Below are 21,293 nucleotides of genomic sequence, written 5' to 3'. Positions count from 1 at the left end.
TCAGTTCTGCATGGAGGGACGCCACCGGGTGAGCCAGTACTCGGTGGGCTTGAGGATCACGAACTCGATGAGCAGCAGGACGATCGTGAACATGAGCGTCCACGCGAGGACCTGGGTCATGTTGAACAGCCCGAACCAGTAGCCGAGCTGGTAGCCCACACCGCTGGACAGCCCGATCAGCTCGACGACCGTGGCGATCTTCCAGGCCAGGCCGAGCGCGTAACGCAGCGCGGCGAGCAGGAACGGGATCACCTGGGGCACCACGAGCTTGCGCAGGATCGACGCGCGGGAGAAGTGGAAGGCCCGGCCCATGCGGATCAACGAGAGGTCGATGGCCTTCACGCCCTGCCACATGTTGATCGCGACCGCGGGGGTGGCGGTGACGCCGATGGCGACGACCGCGGCGACGTCGTTCAGCCCGAACCAGAGGATCGCGAGGATGCCGTAGACCACCGACGGCACCGTGAAGGCGACGAGCACCCAGCTGTCGAGGAACTCCTCGCCGAACTTCGACAGGCCCATGATCAGGCCGATCACCAGCCCGGCGGCGACGGCGATGAGCATGCCTGCCACCACGCGGTACACGGTGGTGCCCAGGTCGACGTAGGTCTCTGGCTCACCGAGGTTGTCGATCATCGTCGCGACCACCGTCACCGGGCCGGGCAGCACGTTCGGCGACAGGAACAGCGATGCGACGAACCAGACGACGACGAGGGACAGCAGCGACAGCGCGCGCAACCACACCCCGCGCCACGAGCGGCGCTCCGGGGTCACGAGGTCGGCCTTCCCCGCCACCTGTACGACGGGCGCCACGTCGCCCGCGGTGACCTCGCCGGTGCCGGTCGTTCCCGTGCTCATGCCGCTCCCGTCCGCAGGTCCGTGCGGAAGAGCCCATCGGGCACGGCCGGCACGAAGTTGTCGGCGCCGAGCACCGGGATGAGCTGCTCGATGAGCGCGGCCTCGGCGTCGGCCTGGTCCTCGTTCCAGTCGGCGATGTAGCGCGAGGCCACCCGCTCCTGCATCAGCTGTGGCGCTCGTGGGTCGGTGAGCTCGATCTTCTTCGCGTAGTCGGCCCACACGGTCTGATCTGTCTGGATGAACGCGACGGTGTCGTCGAGCGCCGCGCTGAACGCGTTGAGCACGCCGCAGTGCGACTCGGCGTAGTCGTCGGTGGTCGCGGCCATCACGTGCCCGGGGGGCTTGCCGAACGTCGCCTGGTAGTCCTCGGAGATGTCGCTCAGCACGCGGTACTCGTCCGACAGCATCGCCTTGACGGTGGCTGTGGTGCCGATCAACGCGGCGTCGATCTTGCCCTCGTCCAGCAGCCCGAGCACCGCCGCGTCGGGGCCCTCGATGATGTCGACGTCGTCCTCGAGGCTGTCGATGCCGTACTTGCCCTTCGCGACGATCGACATGATCGCGAACGTCGCGCTGGACCGGCCGCCGAAGATTCCCAGCTTGCGTCCGCGCAGGTCGGCGAGGGTCTCGAGGTCGGAGTCGGCACGCGTGACGACGACGTTGGACGGGCCGGTCAGTACGTCGAAGATCATGGCGCCGCGGCCCTGCTGACGCGCCGTGGCCATGGCGGTGAGGCCGCCGAAGCCGACGTCAACGGCCTTCTGGCCGATGGCGGCGTGCAGGGCGGCCGGGTTCTGGAACGACTTGACCTCCAGCTGGAGCTTGTGTTTCTCGGCGAAGCCCTGCTCCTGCATGACGTACGTGACGAGGTCCTGGGCGCCCGGATTCACCCCCAGGTTCAGGGTCTGCGGCTCGGTCAGCGGTCCGCAGCTCGCCGCCGCGCCCGACGCCTCGGGCTCTCCCCCGCCACCGCACGCGGCGAGTGCGAGGCCTACGACCCCCAGCAGAGCCACCCGCCGGCGCCACCCTCTGATCCCGTTGGACAGCGAACACTTCATCGTGATCTCCTCTCGGGCCGCAGCTGCCGGGCAGGGCCTCAGGTCTCGGTGGGGCGAGCCGCGCCCGCCGCGGCGGGCGCGATGGCGTCCGGTTGCCGGAAGGCCTCGGTGGCCGCGCCGTAGAGCGACGCCAACGACTCCTCGAGCACCTGCCGGTGCTCGTCGGGGACGGCGCGGAGCAGGCGGCCGTTCACACCCTCGAGCGCCACGTCGCCCGCCTCCTTCGCCCTGCGCCCCTCCGCCGTCAGGCTCAGCACCATCTGTCGCCGGTTCTGTGGGTTCACCTGCCGGTCCAGCAGGCCACGCCGAACGAGGCCCTCGACGCTCTCCGACACCGTCGGGACCGTCAGGTTGCCGATCTCCGCGAGCACCGCCATCGACGTGTGCCCCTCGGACACGCGGCGCAGGAGGCGGTGCTGGCGGTAGGTGAGCGAGATGTCGAGCTGCCCGAGCACCCGCCCGTACAGGCGGCTGAGCCGGGCGGACACCGAGACGAGCAGCTCGCCGAGATCCTGCTCGCGCTGATCGTCCATGTCGCTCCTCAGCTAAGGGTCCTAACTGTTAGGATCCCATGCTGTGTAGCGTGGCCTGCTCTCGTCAAGAGGGCATCGAGCCGCCGGTGCGGGCTCGTCGCATCCATCGAGATCCCTGATCGATCGATCGGCCGCGGCCCGTTGTCCTGCACCGGGAGGGCTTCCTACGGTCGGGGGGACGGGTCCGGGGCCGCCAACGGGGCGCCCCGGCACCGCGAGGCGGGAGCGACGATGGTGTTCCGGATTCAGCCCCACGTGCGGTTACACGAGTGGGTGGCGCATGAGCTGGGCTTCTTCACGCAGGAGGGGCTCGAGTACGAGTTCGACGCCGGTTTCGCCGGCGGCTCGGCGCCGGGGGTGAGCGCGGCGAGCGACGCGCCGCTGCAGGTGCGCACGGGCGCGTTCGAGGACATGGAGGCCGGGCGGTCCTCGGACGTGTCCTGCGCGTGCCACTGGGCGGTCAACGCGGCCGCCACCGGGCAACACGGGAAGATGTACGGCCGCGCGTACTCGGTGTGCCCCGCCGGGATCTACGTCGCAGCCGACTCACCGCTGCTCGACCCGGCCGACCTCGCCGGTGTCGAGGTGGGCGTGGGGTACCACTCGGGCAGCCACTACTCCGCGCTGCAGGCCCTCGAGGCGTTCATGCCCCGTGAGCGGATCACGCTCGGGTTCTACGGTTTCCCGTTCGACCGCACCCGGTTGCTTCTGGAGGGCAAGGCGCCGGCCGTCAACGCCTGGGGCGCGTCGGCCTACGTGCTGGAGCAGCGCGGCTTCCGCAAGCTCGTGGACACCACGTTCGTGATGGGGTTCCTGCTCTCCGCCGACGTCGACCCCGAGGACGTGGAGCGCTACTTCAGGGCGCTACTGCGCGCCCAGCAGGAGATCGATCTCGAGCCGCACCGCTACACGCGACACTGGGCGCAGGAGATGCCCGCGGACCTGCTGGATTTGGTGGACGTGCGCCGCTTCGGACCTGGCGAGCGGATCGTGCCGCAGCCCTACACGCGGGAGATGTTCGACCGGACCCAGGGCTGGATGCGGGAGTGGGAGCTCCTCGACGTCGCGGGACCCGTCCGGTACGAGGCGGCCGTCCTGCACTGACCGCGGCCCGCCGCAGACCTTCGCACCGAACCCGCTCAGGGCGAGCGCCTCGGCGCGTCCCGTCCCGCTGGACGCACACGGCGTCTCGGCCGTCGTCCCCGGCGGCCGCGAAGGCGCGCTCGCCAGCATCGGCGTGTCGGCGTTCCAGGTCGACGACGAGGTCGCGCTGGCATCGTGCACCCCTCCGGCGGCGCGGGCGCTCGGGACCTGCGACCCCACGACCTGCGCATGCACCCGGAGCTCGGGGTGACGCCACTGCGGAGCGGTGAGCCGCCGGCTCACGCCGCGGCCTGAGCGTGATCAGCGGACAGGCGCGTTTCCCGACGTCAGGTGTCGGATTTCGCTCCAGGCCGGTGATCATGGGGACGTCTCTGGCCCACAGCTCTCTCACATGTCCTGCTGACCGGCCACACAGACCTCTCGCCTGTACTCGGCCCTGTCGATCAGCTGTGGTGGGTGAGGAGTCGTGGATGCGCTTCCGGCGTCGACGGGCGCCGAGCTCGCCGCCCGCAACCGGATCCTCGACGAGGCGGCCGAGGCCGCCGGGCGCGCCCCGAGTGAGGTGCGCCGGCAGCGGCCATCGCGGCGATCCTCGGCGGCGTCGCGGACGGCCGCACCAGGCCGCGAGGTTGACGACCATCGCTGAGCCGCGCCGCGTCTGTGCTGACCGCCTGGCACGCCTGCTCGGCACCCTCGAGGAGCTAGGCCGTGTTTAAGAAGTCTGGGCGGCGAGGGCGCGTAGCCAGATGTTGATCGTGGCGATGTGCAGGGTGGCTTCGTAGCGGAGGGCGAGTTTGTCGTAGCGAGTGGCGAGTGCGCGGTGCTGTTTGAGCAGGTTGATGCCGCATTCGACGGCGTGGCGCTGCCGGTAGATCTGCTCGTCGAACGCCGGTGGGCGTCCACCGGTTGAGCCTCGTCTGCGTCGGTGGGCTTGCTGGTCGACCTTGACCGGGATCGTCGCGGCGATCTTGCGGTCGCGCAGGTGGGCGCGGTTGGCACGCGAGGAGTAGGCCTTGTCGGCGAGGACCCGGTCGGGTCGGGTGCGTGGGCGTCCCGGCCCGAGCCTGGGCACTCGCAACGCCTGCAGGACGGGGATGAACTGCGGCGAGTCACCACGATGACCTGCGGTGATGAGCGCGGCGAGCGGTCGGCTGCCCTGTTCGCAGGCTAGGTGGATCTTGGTGGTCCAGCCGCCGCGGGAGCGTCCGAGTCCGTGGTCGAGTGGCTCGTCGCCGGGCGGTTCGATCTGCTCGTGCGGGCGACGTCGGGCTCCGGCAGCGTGCTGGTGGGCGCGGTTGATCGTGGAGTCGACCGAGACGTCCCATCGGATCAACCCGCCGGCATCAGCCCAGGCCAGCAGCGTGGACCACACCAGCGCCCACACGTTCTGGCGCTGCCAGCGGCGGAACAGCGAGTAGATCGACTGCCAGTGGCCGTAGCGCTCGGGCACGTCGCGCCACGGGGCGCCGACCCGGGTGCGCCACCGGATTCCGTCGATCAGCTGGCGATGGGGCCACTTTCGGGGCCGGCCTCGGCCCGTCGGGGCCGGGAGCAGCGGTTTCAGGATCCGCCACTGCCGGTCTGTCAGGTCCTTACGTGCTCCGATCGATAGGCTGCTCGACGAGGTCTCCGGGCGGGCGGTCTTCTTGGTCGTTGATCACCTACCGGAGACCTCCCTCATGCCCGGGCACCGACACGCGTCCGCCGCGACCCACCTCGCCGACTTCGTAAACAGCTCCTAGCTCGATCGGTCCGAGTCTCGCGCCTCCCGAGCCTCGGCCTCGTCGTCGAGCGCATCGTCGATGAGCGCCTCGAGCGCTGCAAGGCTGTGACGCTTCCCATCGGTACGGAGTAGAACCGCGCCGTCGTCGTCCACACCGGCCTCGGCCAGCGCCTCCGTGATGCCGTGGGCGGCGAGCAACGCCTCCTTGCCGAAGCGGTCACGTGCCAGGTGCTTCGGGTGGACGGAGGGGCGCTCCGGGTTGTCGTCAGCCATCGACCGACCTCCGTTTCAGCCCCCGTTACGTCCTCCGATTGTCACCCATGCGTGGACCGCACGCACCGGGCCGGCACACGGGTCCGCGCCTCCGCGCAGAGCGACGCCGCCGTGGTCGGCCGACGGTCGCCCCGGGGTCGGCGAGGTCGGCCGGGCCTGTGCGGCCGACGGCGTGGCCACGGCCTCGCTCGGGGCGATCTGGTCGGCCGCGGCTCCGGAAATCGCGTTCGCCTCCGTGGTGGTGGCCCGGCTGCACCAGCTCGGTCCGGACCCCGGCAAGGTCAATCCCCCGCGGCGGCGCGACCGCCCTCGGCCACCCGCTCGGCGCGCCTCGGGTGCCCGTCTGATCTTGCCCGGGGTGAGCGAGCCGGTGACGTGACTGCGTGACCTGCAGCAGGGCCTGACCCGCCTGCTCCTGCAGGATGTGGGGCCTCTCGGCATCGCGGACTCCCTCGACCCTCACAGCGGCCATACAGCCAGTCGACCCACGACGCCGTCGACCCGCGACGCCGACCCGCCAGCCGAGTCGTCAGGGCTGAATGCGGGAGTGGGAGCTCCTATGAGGCCGATCCCCGTGTACGTGGCGCACTGATCGCGGAACCTCCCCGGCGAGACCCGGATCGCTGTTCCACCGCTCCGGTGACCGGTTCATCCGCTGCCCCCGAAGGGTGGAGACGCGGCCGGAAATCATCACCTGCCAGGCGCAGGTCATACGACCGACGATGGGTCACAGTGGGCATCGGTCGCAGGCACAACACGGAGACGGTGGCGTGGTTGTGAGCGCCACGGGAGACGCCACGTTCGACACCGCCCTGGAGAAGCGGACGACATCCTGAAGCAGATCGAGCAGGCCTACGACTGGCCGGAGGAGCGCCGCGACCAGTCCTGCACCGCCCTGTCGACCGGGGGTGGGACCGAGCGCGCGAGGAAGTCCAGCCATCACCTCATGTGGCCGACCCTGGCCCACGAGTGGCGCTCGGGACGGGGGCGAACTCCCACCACGCGAGGGGCAGCCAGTCACCGCCCACGAACGCGTCGACCGCCGCTCCCCGACCAGGGACGACCACCTGCGTCCCGGCAGGGTAGGTGGTGCCGGACAGTCCGGAGACGGGGACGAGCAACGTCCCGAGGCGCCTTCCCACGTCACGTCCTCCAGGAGGCGAGCGGTCGACGTGACCTCTGACATGCATGAGAGACCAGGCCATGGATCGGAGGCGGTCGCACGTGAAAGCAGTTGTGTACGAAGAGCCGTTCAAGGTGGCCGTCGAGGACGTCCCCGACCCGCGGATCCAGCACCCGAACGACGTCCTCGTTCGAATCACGTCCACCGCGATCTGTGGATCCGACCTGCACATGTACGAAGGGCGCACAGCAGCGGAGCCCGGGATCGTGTTCGGGCACGAGAACATGGGGATCGTCGAGGACGTCGGCGGAGGGGTCACGTCGATCGAACGGGGCGACCGCGTGGTGATGCCCTTCAACGTTGCGTGCGGGTTCTGCAAGAATTGCGTGGCGGGCAACACCGGCTTCTGCCTGACCGTGAATCCCGGCTTCGCCGGCGGCGCCTACGGCTACGTCGCCATGGGCCCCTACACCGGCGGGCAGGCCGAGCGGCTACGCGTCCCCTATGCGGACTTCAACTGCCTGAAACTGCCCCCGGGGACCGAGCACGAGACCGACTTCATCCTTCTGGCCGACATCTTCCCGACCGGATACCACGGCTGTGAACTCGCCCGGGTGTCCCCTGGCGAAAGCGTCGCGGTCTACGGCGGCGGTCCCGTCGGTCTGATGGCGGCTTACTCCGCCCTGCTGCGCGGCGCCTCGAAGGTCTTCGTGGTCGACCGGATACCCGAGCGCCTGCAGAAGGCCGAGCAGATCGGCGCGATCCCGATCAACTTCGCCGAGCGCAACGCGGTCGAGCAGATCCAGGAGCAGACCGCCGGCGAGGGCACGGACAAGGGCGTCGACGCCGTCGGGTACCAGGCGCAGGCGGGGCGAGAACACCGCGAGGAGCCCGCGGTCGTGCTGAACTCGCTCATCGACACGGTGCGTCCGACCGGCACGCTCGGCGTGCCCGGCCTCTACGTCCCAGCCGATCCGGGCGCGCCGGACGAGAACGCCAAACGCGGGATGCTACTGGTCTCGATCGGGCGAATGTTCGAGAAGGGCCTGGGCATGGGCACGGGGCAATGCAATGTGAAGAGGTACAACCGGCAGCTGCGCGACCTCATCATCGAGGGCAGGGCGACGCCGAGCTTCGTCGTCTCCCACGAGCTGCCCCTCGATCAAGCCCCGGCGGCGTACGAGAAGTTCGACAAACGGGTCGAGGGATACACCAAGGTCGTGCTGCACCCATAGCAGCAGGCGGCGGACTCGGGAGGACGGGCGATCGACCGCCGTGGTCGACCGCCGGCCGAGCCTCGCGCGTTGCGGGAACGTGGCGGCACGCATCGCGACGGTCGTCCTGCCCAGCGCCACCCGGGGTGTGAAGGAGGTCACCCGAACCAGCGATCCGCTTCACCCTGTCATGCCGACGTGAGTGGACCTGCGGGGCCGAGGCCCAGTCGTCGGACACGCATAGCCTGGGTACACGCGCCTCGGGATCCTTCGCAAACGAGGCCGTGGGGGCCATACCCCACCGATCCGCACCGCACCTGGAGGCGGCAGTGGCTGACCAGGACAGAACGCGGTCCGACGGCCCGGGCGGGACGCCATCGGAGCGCCCCTTGCGCGAGGTGCCCAACCGGCCGTGGCGTACCGAAGGGCTGCCGAGGCAGGGGCTACCCGGGCAGGGCGACGGTGGGCGTCGAAGGCGCCCGGACTGGGGGCGGCTGGCGCCGTGGTTGGCCCTCGGCTTCCTCGGCATGTTCCTACTGCTCAGCGCGCAGGACAGCCAGTCGCGGCTGCCCTCCGTCCCCTATACGGAGTTCACGGCGCAGGTGCAGGCGGGCAACGTGGCAGAAGTGTTCGCCCAGGGTGAGACGATCGACGGGACGCTGCGCCAGCCGCAACCCCTTCCCGACCAGCCCGACCGCACCTACCGGGCGTTCTCCACCGTGCGCCCTGCCTTCGCCCACGACGATCTGCTCGCCGACCTGCAGCGGACCGGGGTGATCGTGCGCGCCACGCCGGTGAACCAGCAGCGCGGCGTGCTCGCCAACCTGCTGATCTCCCTCGCGCCGATCCTGCTGCTGCTCCTCCTCTACTCCTGGATGTTCCGCCGCCAGGAGCAGCTGATGGGCGGTGGCCTGCTGGGTAGCGGACGACGCAAACCGGTTGATCCTGAAACCGTCCGCGTCACGTTCGACGACGTCGCGGGCATCGACGAGGTCGAGGAGGAGATCTCCGAGGTCGTCGACTTCCTGCGCGACCCGGGCAAGTACCGCCGCCTCGGCGCCCGCGTACCGAAGGGGGTGCTGCTCGCCGGGCCGCCGGGAACGGGCAAGACGCTCCTGGCCAGGGCCACCGCGGGCGAGGCCCGCGTGCCGTTCTTCTCCGCGAGCGCTTCGGAGTTCATCGAGATGATCGTCGGGGTCGGCGCCCAACGAGTCCGGGAGCTCTTCAGCGAGGCGCGCAAGGTCGCACCGGCGATCATCTTCATCGACGAGATCGACACCATCGGCCGCGCCCGCGGCCGCGCGACCGCCGTCGGAGGCCACGACGAGCGGGAGCAGACGCTCAACCAGATCCTCACCGAGATGGACGGGTTCTCCGGCGCCGAGGGCGTCGTCGTGCTCGCCGCGACCAACCGCCCCGACGTCCTCGACCCAGCGCTGCTGCGGCCCGGCCGCTTCGACCGGACGATCATGGTGCACCCGCCGGACCAGGCGGGCCGCGAGGCGATCCTGCGCGTGCACACCCGCAAGGTTCCACTCGCCGACGACGTCGACCTCGCCCAGCTCGCCCGGGCGACCCCCGGCATGACCGGGGCCGACCTCGCCAACCTCGTCAACGAGGCGGCGATCCTCGCGGCGCGGCGCAACCTCCCGGCCGTGGGAAGCACGGAGTTCGATCAGGCGCTCGAGAAGGTGCAGCTCGGCAGGGCACGCAGCGTCGTCGTCCCGCCAGAGGAACGCCGCCGCACCGCCTACCACGAATCCGGCCACGCCCTGCTGGGAATGCTCCAACCCGGCGCCGACCCGGTACGCAAGGTGTCGATCATCCCGCGTGGTCGGGCCCTGGGGGCGACCCTGTCCGTTCCCGAGTCGGACCGCTACGGCTACGACGAGCACTACCTGCGCGGACGGATCATCGGTGCCCTCGGCGGAATGGCCGCCGAGGAGATCGTCTTCGGGGTCGTCACGACCGGCTCCGAGAACGACCTGGAGGTCGCCACCCGGACGGCCCGCGCCATGGCCGGCCGCTGGGGCATGTCCGACCGCATCGGCCCCCTCTCCGTCCTGCCTCAGGAGGGCGACCCACGCACCGTCGCCTCGGACGCCCTGCTCGACGCCGTCGACGCCGAGGTGCGACGCATCATCGAGGAGTGCTACACCCAAGCCCGGCGGACGCTGACCGAGCACCGCACCAAGCTCGACGCGATCGTCGAACTGCTCCTCGAACGCGAGACACTCGACGAGACCGAGGTGTACGCGGCCGCCGGGATCCCCCGCGGCGGTGACACCGCGGCCGGGGACCGCCGGCAGCTCGGCCCATCCGAGTCGAGCGCTGCGGCGGTGCCTGCGTCGACCCCGGGTGACGAACCCGGCCGCTAGCGGGCACCACAGAGGTCGCGCGAGTAGGCGGGTCGTCGCAGCGTCGTGGGGCTACGGACGGCGAGGTCCGCGTCGATTCCGCTCAGCCGAAGCCGAATGTGGCGGCGATCGCGATGATGGCGGTGGTCACCACGAGGAGGACGACGAGCAGTGGCCAGACGAACTTGAGGTAGCGGTCGTAAGGCACCCCGGCCAGGGCCAGGCCACCCATGACGACTGCTGACGTCGGGGTGAAGAGGTTGACCCACCCGGAGGCCGACTGGTAGGCGGTGACCACGAGCGATCCGCTGACGCCCGCGAAGTCCCCGAGGGGTGCGAGGATCGGCATTGCGAGCGTCGCGTGCCCCGAGCTCGAGGGCACGAGGAACGCCAGCGGGATGTTGAAGATGAACATCAACGCGCCGAACAGTCCTGCCGACGTTCCCGCAATCGCGATCTCCAGCCCGTTCAGGACCGTGTCGATGATCGTCGCGTTGTTCATGATCACGGTTATTCCGCGCGCGAGAACGATGATCAGGGCGGCACCGAGGAAGTCACCCGCGCCCGACACGAGGGTTCCGGTGAGTTCCTTCTCTCGCATACCGGCGACGATTCCGACCACGACCGCCATCACGATGAAGAGTGCGGCCAACTCGGGGAAGTACCAGCCGAGCTCCCACGGGAAGGGTTCGGAATCCGGTCCGCGGAAGATCTGGGACCAAGGCACGATCGCAAAGATCATGAAGGCGAAGGTCAGACCCACCAGCCCCAGCACCGCACGGCGCCGGGGGGTGAGCTCGGGGGCCTGGGCCGGCCCCGCCGCGGCGCCGGGCGCCTGCTGCGAGCCGACGGCAGATCGGCCGGCAGCGCCGACCCCGACGAGCGAGGTCTCCGGGCGCGTCCTGACCCTGTTGGCGTAGCGCAGCACGTAGGCGATCGCGATGGCGGTGAGTACGACGTACAAGATCAGGCGCAGCCCGAGCCCGTCGACGATGCCGATCTCGGCGACGCCCGAGGCGACGCCCGTGGCGAAGGGGTTCACCGTCGAGCCCATGGTCCCGCTGCCCGCGCCGAGCAGGATGACGGCCGCCCCCACCAGCCGGTCGTACTTGAGGCTCAGCAGGAGGGGGACGATGAGGCCGTAGAAGCCGAGTGTCTCCTCGGCCATACCGTAGGTCGTGCCCCCCAGCGAGAAGATCGCCATCAGAATGATGATCAGGGGGACCCCGCGTCCCCCGTACCGCTCCGCGATACGGGCGATGACGGCGTCGAGAGCGCCCGATCTCATCGTCATCGTGATGAACATCCCGATGGCCAGGACGAACAGGAACACGCTGGCAGCACCGAACAGCTCGCCCACCTCGTCGGGGCCGACGTACCCCGTCTCGGCGGACCGGATGCCGTACAGACCGTTGACCGGCGCCAGGAACAGCTCGTAGAGCCGGTCGCCGAACGAGAGGTCGGCGGGAACCCGCTGGTACGTGCCCGCGATCGGTCGTCCCTCGGGGTCGAGGGCGTACCTGCCGGACGGGATGACGAACGCGAGCAGCCACACGGCGAGGGTGACGATGAGGAGCACCGTGAAGGCGCTCGGGAACCGCGAGGTGACTGGCTGTGTGTCCGGCCGGCCGGTGGTGTCGTCGCTGGTCATCCGGGACTCCTCTCCGTGCCGGGCCCCATCGGGTGCCCGCCGCGATCTCGTTGCAGATGGCCGTCAGATCGTTCTGGAAGATCACGTGCAGCGGGTCCATCGCTGGACCGGCGATCGCGGCGCGCGCACAACGGCGTCACGTCCGGGGACTCATTCAGATCGGGGTGGGACCGGGCCGATCGACCCGCATGGTTTCGTGTTCGACATCATCGGGAGTCCAGGGCCTCTGACGGCTTGGCGGTGATGACCGCGGCTCCCTCGAAGGTGGTGAACAGGGGATGTAGGCCGACACGTCGTTGGCCTTCGTCTCGACGATCGGGAGACCGGTCATGTCTGCAGCGGCTCGCGGACCCCCTGCCGCTGCACCACCGGCGCCGCCGGCAGCTCCAGCACGCGGTCGGTCTCGGCCTCGATGTCGCCGAGCCCGTCGATCGGCTTGCCCAGCGGGTCGACGACCCGGCCGAGGAAGTTGTCGCCGACCGGCAGGATGAGACGTAGCCGGAGATCGCGCGTCGGATCTCCTCGGGCGAAATGGTCAGCTCAACCATGGCTCTCCTTCCGGCGCCACCGTTCCTGCGGCCGCAGCAGGTGTCTTTCACGACGCAACTCGGACGACCATGACGAGGTCAGCTGGTGGCCGCGTCGACCTGCCCGCCTGAAACTCGCGCTCCGGCTCGACACGCTGGGTTCAGATGCGTCGGTGTCGTCGAGCGCGCCACTCACGGCCGACCGCAGAACAGTTGCGATCCGCCTCCGCCCCCGCAGCACGCTCCAGTTACCGGAGCCACTGGCGTCGTCCGCAGAAAATGAGGGCGACCGGCCTGGCGGGCCCGTACAGGCCCTCCCGCTTCGTACGAGAAGGACGAGGCTCTGCGATTCCGACACCGTGCACGATGACCGCACACGGACGGCCGTGATCGATCGCCGCCCCCCGGTCAGCACCGCCTCGGTCTCGGCCGAGTGCGACGGGCCCGGGACGACGAGGAGTGAGCGAATGAGCTACCGGGTCGACTCGGAAGTGGGAACGCTTCGGCAGGTGATCGTGCACCGGCCAGGTCTCGAGCTGAAGCGCCTGACCCCGAGCAACAAGGACGAGTTGCTGTTCGACGACGTGCTCTGGGTGAAGCAGGCCCGCATCGAGCACGATGCTTTCGTGGAGTCACTGCGGGAGAAGGGCGTGCAGGTCCACCACTTCGGCAACCTGCTCCGCGAGACCGTCACGCAACCGGAGGCGAAGAAGTACATCCTCGACAGCGTGTTCGACGAGCGGGTCTACGGTCCGTCGGCCGTGGATCCGCTGCGCAACCTGTTCGACTCGATGAGCGACGACGACCTCACGACGTACCTGATGGGTGGCATCTCGAAGCGCGAGGTGCTCGAGCGGATCGACGAGCCGAAGTCGATCCCGTTCCGGGTGACGGACATGGACGCGCTGGTCGTCACGCCGTTGCCCAACCTGCTCTTCGCGCGAGACACCTCATCATGGATCTACGACGGCGTGTCGATCAACTCGATGCGCAGGAAGGCGCGCGTTCGCGAGACCGTCCTCTACGAGGCGCTGTACCGCCACCACCCGGCGTTCGCGAGTGCGAGCTTCAACACGTGGTTGCCGGGCACCGCCAGCGGGGTCGCCACCACCGAGGGAGGCGACATCCTCGTGATCGGCCGCGGAGCCGTGCTCGTCGGCATGAGCGAGCGCACCCGGCCCGCAGGGGTCGAGCGGCTGGCGCAGAGCCTGTTCGCCAGAGGCGCCGCGCGGCGGATCGTCGCGATCCGCTTGCCGGAGGCCCGCAGTTTCATGCACCTCGACACGGTGATGACGATGGTGGACGCGGACACCTTCACGAAGTACGCGGGTATCGGCATGCTGCCCACCTACACGATCGAGCCGGGCGACACGGAGAAGGAGCTCGAGATCACCTCGCACGCGCCCGATGAGATGCACCGCGTCATCGCCGACGCGTTGGGGCTCGACAGCATCAACGTCCTGACCCCGACGCAGGACGTGTGGGAGGCCGAGCGCGAGCAGTGGGACGACGGCTGCAATGTGCTGGCGGTCTCCCCTGGCGTCGTCGTGGGGTACGACCGCAACGTCATGACGAACACGCACCTGCGCAAGAACGGCATCGAGGTCATCACCATCAGTGGACACGAACTGGGCCGCGGACGGGGTGGTCCGAGGTGCATGAGCTGCCCGATCCAACGGGACGGCATCTGATGTCGGGCTCAAGCCCGTTCCCCACAAGACCTGGAGCGTCGTCGGTGCCGTACAACCTGCGCAACCGCCACTTCTTGAAGGAGCTCGACTACACGCCGCAGGAGTGGAACCACCTGATCCGGTTGGCCTCCGATCTGAAGGTCGCCAAGTACGCCGGCACCGAGCGACCGCGGCTGCGCGGCAAGAACATCGCTCTTCTCTTCGAGAAGACCTCGACCCGCACCCGATGCGCGTTCGAGGTCGGCGCCTACGACCAGGGCGCCGCGGTGACCTACCTCGACCCATCCGGCTCGCAGATGGGGCACAAGGAGTCGATCGAGGACACCGCTCGGGTGCTCGGCCGGATGTACGACGGCATCGAGTTCCGCGGTGCCGAGCAGGCCACGGTCGAGACCCTTGCCGAGTACGCCGGCGTCCCGGTGTGGAACGGCCTCACCGACGACTGGCACCCGACTCAGACGCTGTGCGACACGATGACGATGCTCGAGCACAGCTCCAAGCCGCCCGGCGAGATCGCGTTCGCCTACTGCGGCGACGCCCGCAACAACATGGGTAACTCGCTGCTCGTGGCAGGGGCGATGATGGGCATGGACGTGCGCATCATCGGACCGCGCGCGCTGTGGAACAACGAGAGCGTCATCGCCGGGGCGAAGAGGCTTGCCGAGGCGACCGGCGCGCGGATCACCCACACCGACTCCGTGGCCGAAGGCGTGTGTGGCGTCGACTTCCTCTACACCGACGTGTGGGTGTCGATGGGCGAGCCCGACGATGTCTGGGACGAACGGATCGGCCTGCTGCGCGACTACCAGGTCAACATGAAGGTGATCGAAGCCACCGCCAACCCGAACGTGAAGTTCATGCACTGCCTGCCGTCGTTCCACAACCGCAAGACCACCGTCAGCGAAAAGATCTTCCAGCGGACGGGCATGGAGTCGCTGGAGGTCACCGAGGACGTGTTCGAGTCGGAGCGCTCGATCGTCTTCGACCAGGCCGAGAACCGGCTGCACACGATCAAGGCGGTCATGGTCGCCACCCTGGGCAACTGACGATGCGGATCGTCGCAGCCCTCGGTGGCAACGCTCTGCTGAAGCGCGGTCAGAAGCCCGAGGCGCAGGTGCAGGAGGTCAACGTGGCATCCGCCGTCCAGGCGCTCGCCCCGCTGGCCGAGGACCACGACCTCCTCGTGACGCACGGCAACGGGCCGCAGGTCGGCGTGCTGGCGTTGGAGCGCGCAGCCGACCCGAACTTGACCGAGCCTTATCCCTTCGACGTGCTCGGCGCCGAGACCCAGGGCATGATCGGCTATTGGCTGCTGCAGTCGCTGGAGAACCGGCTGCCCGACCGGCAGGTCGCGAGCGTGATCAACCAGACCCTGGTCTCGTCGGCGGACCCCGCGTTCGCCAACCCGACGAAGTTCATCGGACCCGTGTACGACGAAGCCGGCGCCCGTCGGCTGGCCGAGGAGCGGGGCTGGGTGATGAAGCCCGACGGCAGGTATTGGCGACGGGTCGTCCCGTCGCCCGAGCCGCTGCGAGTCGTCGAGACGGGCGTGATCCGGCTACTGCTCGAGAACGGCGTTGTCGCCGTGTGTGCCGGGGGAGGTGGTGTGCCCGTGGTTCACACCGACTCCGGGCTCGAAGGCGTGGAGGCGGTGGTCGACAAGGACCTGACCGCTGCCGTGCTCGCCCAGGCGCTCGACGCCGACGTGCTGCTCATCCTCACCGACGTGGAGTACGTGTATCGGGACTTCGGGACGCCCGAGCAGGAGCCGATCATCCGCGCGACGCCCGCGGAGATACGGCGTGCGAATTTGCCCGCGGGTTCGATGGGGCCGAAGGTCGAAGCGGCGGCTCGCTTCGCCGAGCTGACCGGAGGAATGGCGGCCATCGGCCGCCTCGAGGACGCGCAGGCCATCCTGGCCGGCACCGCCGGCACCCGGATCCGAACCTGAGCAGCCCTGCTGCCTGGACGACGCTCGAACACTCGGCCGACCTCAGCTGACGTGTACCGGCAGCGCAGGGCAGGGGGTCCCTGTTCGTCCTGCGGGGGTCAGGACCGAGGGCCGTGACGTGACGACAGTACGGCGGGAGCAGGATGTGTGGAGGTCGGTGACCCGTGACCAGGGAGTGGGGTCCGTGGCTGGTCGGTGGAGGACTGCTCCTGCTCGTCCTCGGCCTGCTCGCTTGGACCGGAGGGCTGTCCTGGTTGGGGCACCTCCCGGGCGACATCCGGATCAGCAGCGGGAACACCCGGATCTACATCCCGATCACGTCGATGCTGCTCGTCTCGCTCGCGTTGAACGTCCTCCTGTGGTTGTTCCTGTCGCTGTTCCGGGGCTGATCCGACGAAGCAACGCTGCGGCCCGACCACCGTCGGGGCGGGTCCACCGGCCTGGTGTTCCGCGACCCCCTTGACCCGGTACGGTCGGCGTGGATGCTCAATGCCGCAGGCCGGCTTGCGTGAGCAGTGGCATGACGTTCTCGCCGAAGTACTTCAGCTCCTCGTTGTAGTCGATGAGCCCGAAGATCATGCCCTCCATGCCCGCCTCGTTGAGCTTGCCGAGCTCTTCGGTGACCTGCTCCGGGGTGCCGACGATCGGATAGCCACCCCAGCCCGCGATGAACCGCTCCTGCATCTGCTTGACCGCGTGGTCGAAGGACTGGCTGGCCCCGGATCCGGCGATCTTGATGACGTTGCCGGCGGCACCCCAGTCGCCCTCGTCGACGACCTGCTGGAAGGCGCGCTTGGCCTCCTTCTCGGTGTCCCGGCAGACGACCAGGCCGTAGGTCATGACGTGGATGTCGCGCTGGTAGTCGTCGCGGGCCTTGTTCCTGACCTTGTCGGTGTAGGCCTTGATGTTCTCGAGCGTGTCGAGCGAGGCGAAGTTGAAGTCCACGTTGCGGGCCGAGAACTCGATCCCGGACGGCGAGTTGCCTGCGTTGAGCAGTGCGGGCCGCGGGCCCTGGTGGGGTTTCGGGTAGGCCTCGAGCAGTTCCGCGTCGAAGTACTTCGTGTGCATGCTGAAGGTGCCGGGTTCGGTCCAGAGCCGGGTCACGAAGTCCAGCCACTCCTGGCCGAAGGCGTAGCGCTCGTCGTGCTCGCGTTGCTCGGAGCCGAACATCTCCATCTCCGGTGGCACCCAGCCCATCACCAGGTTCAGCGCGAACCGGCCGCCGGAGATGCGGTCGATCGTGGTTGCCTGCTTCGCGGCGACGATCGGGTGGATCGTGGGCAGGTGGGAGGTCGCGGCGATCGCGATCCGCTCGGTCGCCTCGGCGATCCCGGCTGCCCAGGTGTAGGTCTCGAAGCAGTTGCCGTTGAAGTTCGTGGAGCCGCCGAAGCCCTTCCAGCGGGCGACGGGCACCAGCACGTCGAACCCGAGCCGGTCGGCGCGCTGGGCGATCTCCTTGGTGTGCTCCCAGGTGATCTCGTAGGTCGACGGGGCGTGGCTCATGATCAGCCCGTACGAGCAGTTGGTGCCGAACAGGCCCAGCTTCATCTTTTGGTCGCCGAACAGCGGGTTGGTCTCGGTGCGGTCGGCCGCGGGCCGGGTCTCGCTCGCGGGGCGGGGGTCGGTGGGGGCGAGGCCGAGGCGCTCGTTGGCGGTCACGGTCATGGCTGGTCGTCTCCTTCGACGGGGTCGGGGCAGGCGCGATCGGCCCGCCTGCCGTGGGCGGGCCGGATCGCGGGGAGGTGGGTGGCTAGCCGAGCTGGAAGGGGTCCCGGGTGCCCCCGGTCAGCTCGACGAACACGGACTTGTTCTCGGTGTACTCGTTGACGGCGTCGACGCCGTTCTCGCGGCCGATGCCGGAGGCCCCGAAGCCGCCGAAGGGCATGTTGGGGGCGATGACGCGGTAGGCGTTGATCCACACCGTGCCGGCGCGGAGTTTGCCTGCGACCCGGTGGGCGCGGTGCACGTCCTTGGTCCAGACCGCGCCCGCGAGGCCGTACGGGGTGTCGTTGGCGAGCTTGAGCGCCTCGTCCTCGTCGGTGAAGGTGTAGGCGGCCAGCACCGGCCCGAACACCTCCTCGCGGACGATCGTGTTCTCCGGGGTGACGTCGGTGACCACGGTGGGCTTGACGAACAGGCCGCCGCGCTCGGCGTCGGGCTCGCCACCGCAGGCGAAGGTGGCGCCCTCCGCGGCGGCGCCCTGCAGGTAGCCGAGGACCTTCTCGTACTGCGGCCGGTTGGCGACGGGGCCCATCTCGGTGTCGGCCTCGGTGGGGTCGCCGAGCACGATGGAGTTCGCGCGTGCGACGACCTTCTCGATCAACGCGTCGTGGACGTCGGCGTGCACGATCAGCCGGGAGCCGGCCATGCAGGTCTGCCCGGTGGCTGCGAACACGCCGGCGACCAGGCCGTTCGCGGCGGCGTCGAGGTCGGCGTCCGGGAACACGATCTGCGGGGACTTGCCGCCGAGCTCGAGGGTGACGCGGTTGAAGTTCGACACCGCGGCTTGGGCGACCTTGGCGCCGGTGGCCGACGAGCCGGTGAACGCGATCTTGTCGACACCGGGGTGGGCGGCCAGGGCCTCGCCGGTGGAGCGATCCCAGCCGGTGACGACGTTCAGCACACCGGCGGGCAGCCCGGCCTCGTGGAGCACCTCGGCGAAGGCCACCGTGGAGGCCGGGGCGTGCTCGGACGGCTTGACGACCATGGTGCAGCCCGCGGCGAGGGCGGGAGCGAGCTTGAAGGTCAGCAGCAGCAGCGGCGAGTTCCACGGCGTGATCGCGCCGACGACGCCGACCGGCTCGCGGGTGGTGTAGCCGAAGTAGTTCGGGTTGACCGGGGGCACGGTGCGACCCTCGATCTTGTCCGCCAGCCCGGAGAAGTAGTGGTACCACTGCGGGAGGCCGGTGAGCTGGCCGCGCATCTCGCGCAGCAGCTTGCCGGAGTCGTTGACCTCGAGGCGGGCGAGCCGCTCGGCGTTGGCGGCGATGGCGTCCCCGCAGCGGCGCATGATCGCGGCGCGCTGGAAGCCGGTCATCGCGCCCCACTCGCCCTCTAACGCGGCGCGGGCGGCGGCCACGGCCTCGTCGACGTCCTCCGGGCCGCCGTCGGCGATCCTGGCCCAGGGCTGCCCCGTGTACGGGTTGAGCGACTCGAAGGTCCGTCCCGAACGGGCGCCCACCGACCTGCCGCCGATGAACAGCGTGAACTCCTCCAGGGGCGTCGTCATCGACCTCTCCTTCGTCGGATCGCACATGGCCGCGGTCACGCAGCGAACGAGGGCGAGACTATGCGCGGGCGAGACCACCTCATATCCGCGACGTGCAGCGGTCCGATCCGTTCCGTGCAACGGATCGCCGCCCAGCACGGCTGCGCCGGGCGAAGCGCTGCACGGAGCGGATAGACGTCCGCACTGCGCGGCTGGTGGGGCCGCCCGACGACGCCTAGGGTTCGTCCGCGACGGTGCGTCGTTCGTGCGGTGCTACCCGGGTGGCACCGGCGGAGCGCGCGGGGTTCGACTCACGACGGCACGAGGAGGTGTCGGGATGCTGCGAAACCCTCCCGGAGAGGGGCCGGGGTCCGCGCCCGCCCGCCTGTCGCGGTATCCGGTGCTGGACACGCGCAGCCTGGAGCGGGCCCGTGACGCCGTCACCAAGGTCTACCTCGACCACGAGCTGACCGCTCCGAACGACCAACTCGACATGACCCTGAACGCGACGTCGGACCGTCTGTTCACCCTGGGCTACCTGACCTACAAGTCCAGCGCGAAGCTGGTGATGCCCCCGACCGAGGACTGCTACCACATCAACCTCACGGTGGAGGGCCGCACGGACGCCGACCGCAGCGACGGCGACCGGGCGACGACGCACGCCCGGAGGAGCGGCATCGTGCTGCTCCCCGATCAGGAGAACACCGTGCGCTGGTCCTCGGACGCCGAGCAGCTGATCCTCAAGATCCCGCGGCGCAGCCTGGAGACGCACCTGAGCGAGCATCTCAACCGCCCGGTCCACGATGTGCTCGACTTCGACTTCGGCATCGACCTCACCACCCCCGCGGGGCACACACTGCTGTCGTCGGTGGAGTTCTTCGTCCGCGAGCTGGACCGGCCGGGTGGACTGGCCGACATGCCGGTGGCGCGTGAGCAGCTCGAGGCGTTCGTGATGACTCAACTGCTGCTCACCGGTCGTCACCAGTACCTCGACGAGCTGCTCGCGCCGGCTGACACGGTGCGTCGTGGTCGGCTGGGCCCGGTCATCGACTACATCGAGCAGCACGCCGACGAACCGCTCAGCCCGCAGGAGCTGGCCCGGGTGGGCTGCATGAGCGTGCGGACGCTGCACGCCACCTTCCAGGCCGAGCTCGGCGAGTCCCCGATGGGCTACCTGCGCCGCGTCCGCCTCGACCACGTCCGAGCCGAACTGCTGCGCTGCGACCCGACGCAGACGCGCATCGTCGACGTGGCCTTGCGGTGGGGCTTCATCCACCAGAGCCGGTTCGCCCAGCAGTACCGGGAACGCTTCGGTGAGCTGCCGCGGGAGACGCTCCGCCACGGCGCGGGCCTCGACGCCGGCACGGCCTGATCGGCACGGCTCGATCGACACCGCCCGATCGACGATCGGTGTCAGGTTCCGCTCGTGATGCCGTAGGCGCCCCTGTGGAACAGCAGCGGGGCCCGTGAGGCGTCCGCACCCAGGTGCTGCACCCGGCCGACCACGATCGTGTGGTCACCCCCGGGGAACTCGTGCTCCAACCGGCAGTCGATCCACGCGGCAACGCCACTCAGCACCGGCGCTCCGGACGGAGCGGGCTCCCATTCGACGCCTGCGAACTTGTCGGTCCCCGACCGCGCGAACGCCCTGCTGGTCTCCACGTGGTGGGCCGCCAGGACGTTGACGCAGAAACTGCCGACTGCACGCAAACGGGGCCAGGTCGATGACGTACGTGCCGGGGAGAAGGACACCAGCGGCGGTTCGAGCGACAAGGAGGTGAACGACTGACAGGTGAATCCGGCCGGTCCGTCGGGCGTCATCGCCGTGATCACGACGACTCCCGACGCGAAGTGCCCCAACACATCGCGCATCCGCTCTTCGTTGACCGGGGGCACCTCGACGTGCTGCCGCTCGCTCATGTCGCGCCATGCTAGGACCGCGAGCGGTCCACGGATATCCGCCGACCGCCGAGGCAATATCCGTCCGGCGAACCTCGCCGCAATTCTGCATCGTACGGATAT

At 69.4% G+C, this 21,293-nt stretch carries 17 protein-coding genes and 1 pseudogene; 8 read left to right on the top strand and 10 right to left on the bottom strand.

What is annotated here, in order from left to right; genetic code table 11:
- The 3 genes from ACFPL3_RS14665 to ACFPL3_RS14655 form a co-directional block, all read right to left on the bottom strand.
- Window positions 1–858 carry an ABC transporter permease gene (locus ACFPL3_RS14665; protein ID WP_343941805.1) on the bottom strand — a complete coding sequence of 286 codons (858 nt, stop codon included), beginning with the start codon at window positions 856–858 and terminating at the stop codon, window positions 1–3.
- Complete coding sequence (locus ACFPL3_RS14660) at window positions 855–1,871, bottom strand: ABC transporter substrate-binding protein (protein ID WP_343941806.1); 1,017 nt, start codon at window positions 1,869–1,871, stop codon at window positions 855–857. Before ACFPL3_RS14660 ends, ACFPL3_RS14665 begins: the two co-directional genes overlap by 4 nt.
- A gap of 83 nt (window positions 1,872–1,954) precedes the next feature.
- Complete coding sequence (locus tag ACFPL3_RS14655; protein ID WP_343941807.1) at window positions 1,955–2,449, bottom strand: MarR family winged helix-turn-helix transcriptional regulator; 495 nt, start codon at window positions 2,447–2,449, stop codon at window positions 1,955–1,957.
- A 273-nt stretch (window positions 2,450–2,722) separates the two neighbouring features.
- Between ACFPL3_RS14655 and ACFPL3_RS14650 the strand changes: the two genes are divergently transcribed.
- Complete coding sequence (locus ACFPL3_RS14650; protein WP_343941808.1) at window positions 2,723–3,553, top strand: ABC transporter substrate-binding protein; 831 nt, start codon at window positions 2,723–2,725, stop codon at window positions 3,551–3,553.
- A gap of 712 nt (window positions 3,554–4,265) precedes the next feature.
- Here the strand turns inward: ACFPL3_RS14650 and ACFPL3_RS14645 are convergent.
- Complete coding sequence (locus ACFPL3_RS14645; RefSeq protein ID WP_343941877.1) at window positions 4,266–5,159, bottom strand: IS5 family transposase; 894 nt, start codon at window positions 5,157–5,159, stop codon at window positions 4,266–4,268.
- Between the two features lie 132 nt (window positions 5,160–5,291).
- Window positions 5,292–5,549, bottom strand: a complete 258-nt coding sequence (locus ACFPL3_RS14640) for a hypothetical protein (protein ID WP_343941809.1) — start codon at window positions 5,547–5,549, stop codon at window positions 5,292–5,294.
- A gap of 1,224 nt (window positions 5,550–6,773) precedes the next feature.
- Between ACFPL3_RS14640 and ACFPL3_RS14635 the strand changes: the two genes are divergently transcribed.
- On the top strand, window positions 6,774–7,907 hold the full coding sequence (locus ACFPL3_RS14635; protein ID WP_343941878.1) for a glutathione-independent formaldehyde dehydrogenase: 1,134 nt from the start codon (window positions 6,774–6,776) through the stop codon (window positions 7,905–7,907).
- Window positions 7,908–8,170: 263 nt separating this feature from the next.
- Window positions 8,171–10,264, top strand: a complete 2,094-nt coding sequence (gene ftsH / locus ACFPL3_RS14630) for an ATP-dependent zinc metalloprotease FtsH (protein ID WP_379589126.1) — start codon at window positions 8,171–8,173, stop codon at window positions 10,262–10,264.
- An 82-nt stretch (window positions 10,265–10,346) separates the two neighbouring features.
- On the opposite strand, the gene ACFPL3_RS14625 is transcribed toward ftsH, so the two are convergent.
- Window positions 10,347–11,894 carry a YfcC family protein gene (locus ACFPL3_RS14625; protein ID WP_343941810.1) on the bottom strand — a complete coding sequence of 516 codons (1,548 nt, stop codon included), beginning with the start codon at window positions 11,892–11,894 and terminating at the stop codon, window positions 10,347–10,349.
- 330 nt (window positions 11,895–12,224) lie between these two features.
- Window positions 12,225–12,386, bottom strand: a pseudogene (locus ACFPL3_RS14620) (F0F1 ATP synthase subunit alpha); the annotation flags it as partial.
- Between ACFPL3_RS14620 and ACFPL3_RS14615 the strand changes: the two are divergent.
- From ACFPL3_RS14615 to ACFPL3_RS14600, 4 genes are all read left to right on the top strand, one after another.
- Complete coding sequence (locus ACFPL3_RS14615; RefSeq protein WP_379589124.1) at window positions 12,307–14,112, top strand: arginine deiminase; 1,806 nt, start codon at window positions 12,307–12,309, stop codon at window positions 14,110–14,112. The pseudogene ACFPL3_RS14620 and the gene ACFPL3_RS14615 sit on opposite strands and share 80 nt — an antisense overlap.
- The gene (gene argF / locus ACFPL3_RS14610) at window positions 14,076–15,158 is read left to right on the top strand and encodes an ornithine carbamoyltransferase (RefSeq protein ID WP_425564184.1); all 1,083 of its coding nucleotides are present in this window, start codon (window positions 14,076–14,078) and stop codon (window positions 15,156–15,158) included. The genes ACFPL3_RS14615 and argF overlap by 37 nt, the downstream gene beginning before the upstream one ends.
- Window positions 15,159–15,160: 2 nt before the next feature.
- On the top strand, window positions 15,161–16,063 hold the full coding sequence (arcC, locus tag ACFPL3_RS14605; protein ID WP_343941811.1) for a carbamate kinase: 903 nt from the start codon (window positions 15,161–15,163) through the stop codon (window positions 16,061–16,063).
- A 164-nt stretch (window positions 16,064–16,227) separates the two neighbouring features.
- Complete coding sequence (locus tag ACFPL3_RS14600) at window positions 16,228–16,452, top strand: DUF2905 domain-containing protein (RefSeq protein WP_343941812.1); 225 nt, start codon at window positions 16,228–16,230, stop codon at window positions 16,450–16,452.
- Between the two features lie 97 nt (window positions 16,453–16,549).
- Here the strand turns inward: ACFPL3_RS14600 and ACFPL3_RS14595 are convergent, their stop codons facing one another.
- Entirely contained in the window at window positions 16,550–17,728 is a 1,179-nt protein-coding gene (locus tag ACFPL3_RS14595) for an LLM class flavin-dependent oxidoreductase (protein ID WP_343941813.1), read from the bottom strand.
- A gap of 85 nt (window positions 17,729–17,813) precedes the next feature.
- Complete coding sequence (locus ACFPL3_RS14590; protein ID WP_343941814.1) at window positions 17,814–19,292, bottom strand: aldehyde dehydrogenase; 1,479 nt, start codon at window positions 19,290–19,292, stop codon at window positions 17,814–17,816.
- Between the two features lie 316 nt (window positions 19,293–19,608).
- Here ACFPL3_RS14590 and ACFPL3_RS14585 point away from each other — a divergent pair, with 316 nt between their 5' ends.
- Window positions 19,609–20,643 carry a helix-turn-helix transcriptional regulator gene (locus tag ACFPL3_RS14585; protein ID WP_343941815.1) on the top strand — a complete coding sequence of 345 codons (1,035 nt, stop codon included), beginning with the start codon at window positions 19,609–19,611 and terminating at the stop codon, window positions 20,641–20,643.
- Window positions 20,644–20,684: 41 nt separating this feature from the next.
- Here ACFPL3_RS14585 and ACFPL3_RS14580 read toward each other — a convergent pair whose 3' ends face one another.
- Window positions 20,685–21,191, bottom strand: coding sequence for a flavin reductase family protein (locus ACFPL3_RS14580; RefSeq protein WP_343941816.1), 507 nt, complete (start codon window positions 21,189–21,191; stop codon window positions 20,685–20,687).
- Between the last annotated feature and the right edge of the window lie 102 nt (window positions 21,192–21,293).

It is taken from the genome of Pseudonocardia zijingensis (genome assembly GCF_042657305.1).
In the GTDB taxonomy this organism is placed as follows: domain Bacteria; phylum Actinomycetota; class Actinomycetes; order Mycobacteriales; family Pseudonocardiaceae; genus Pseudonocardia; species Pseudonocardia zijingensis.
Note: the sequence above shows the minus strand (reverse complement) of the source record. Positions and strands in the feature narration are given on the sequence as shown.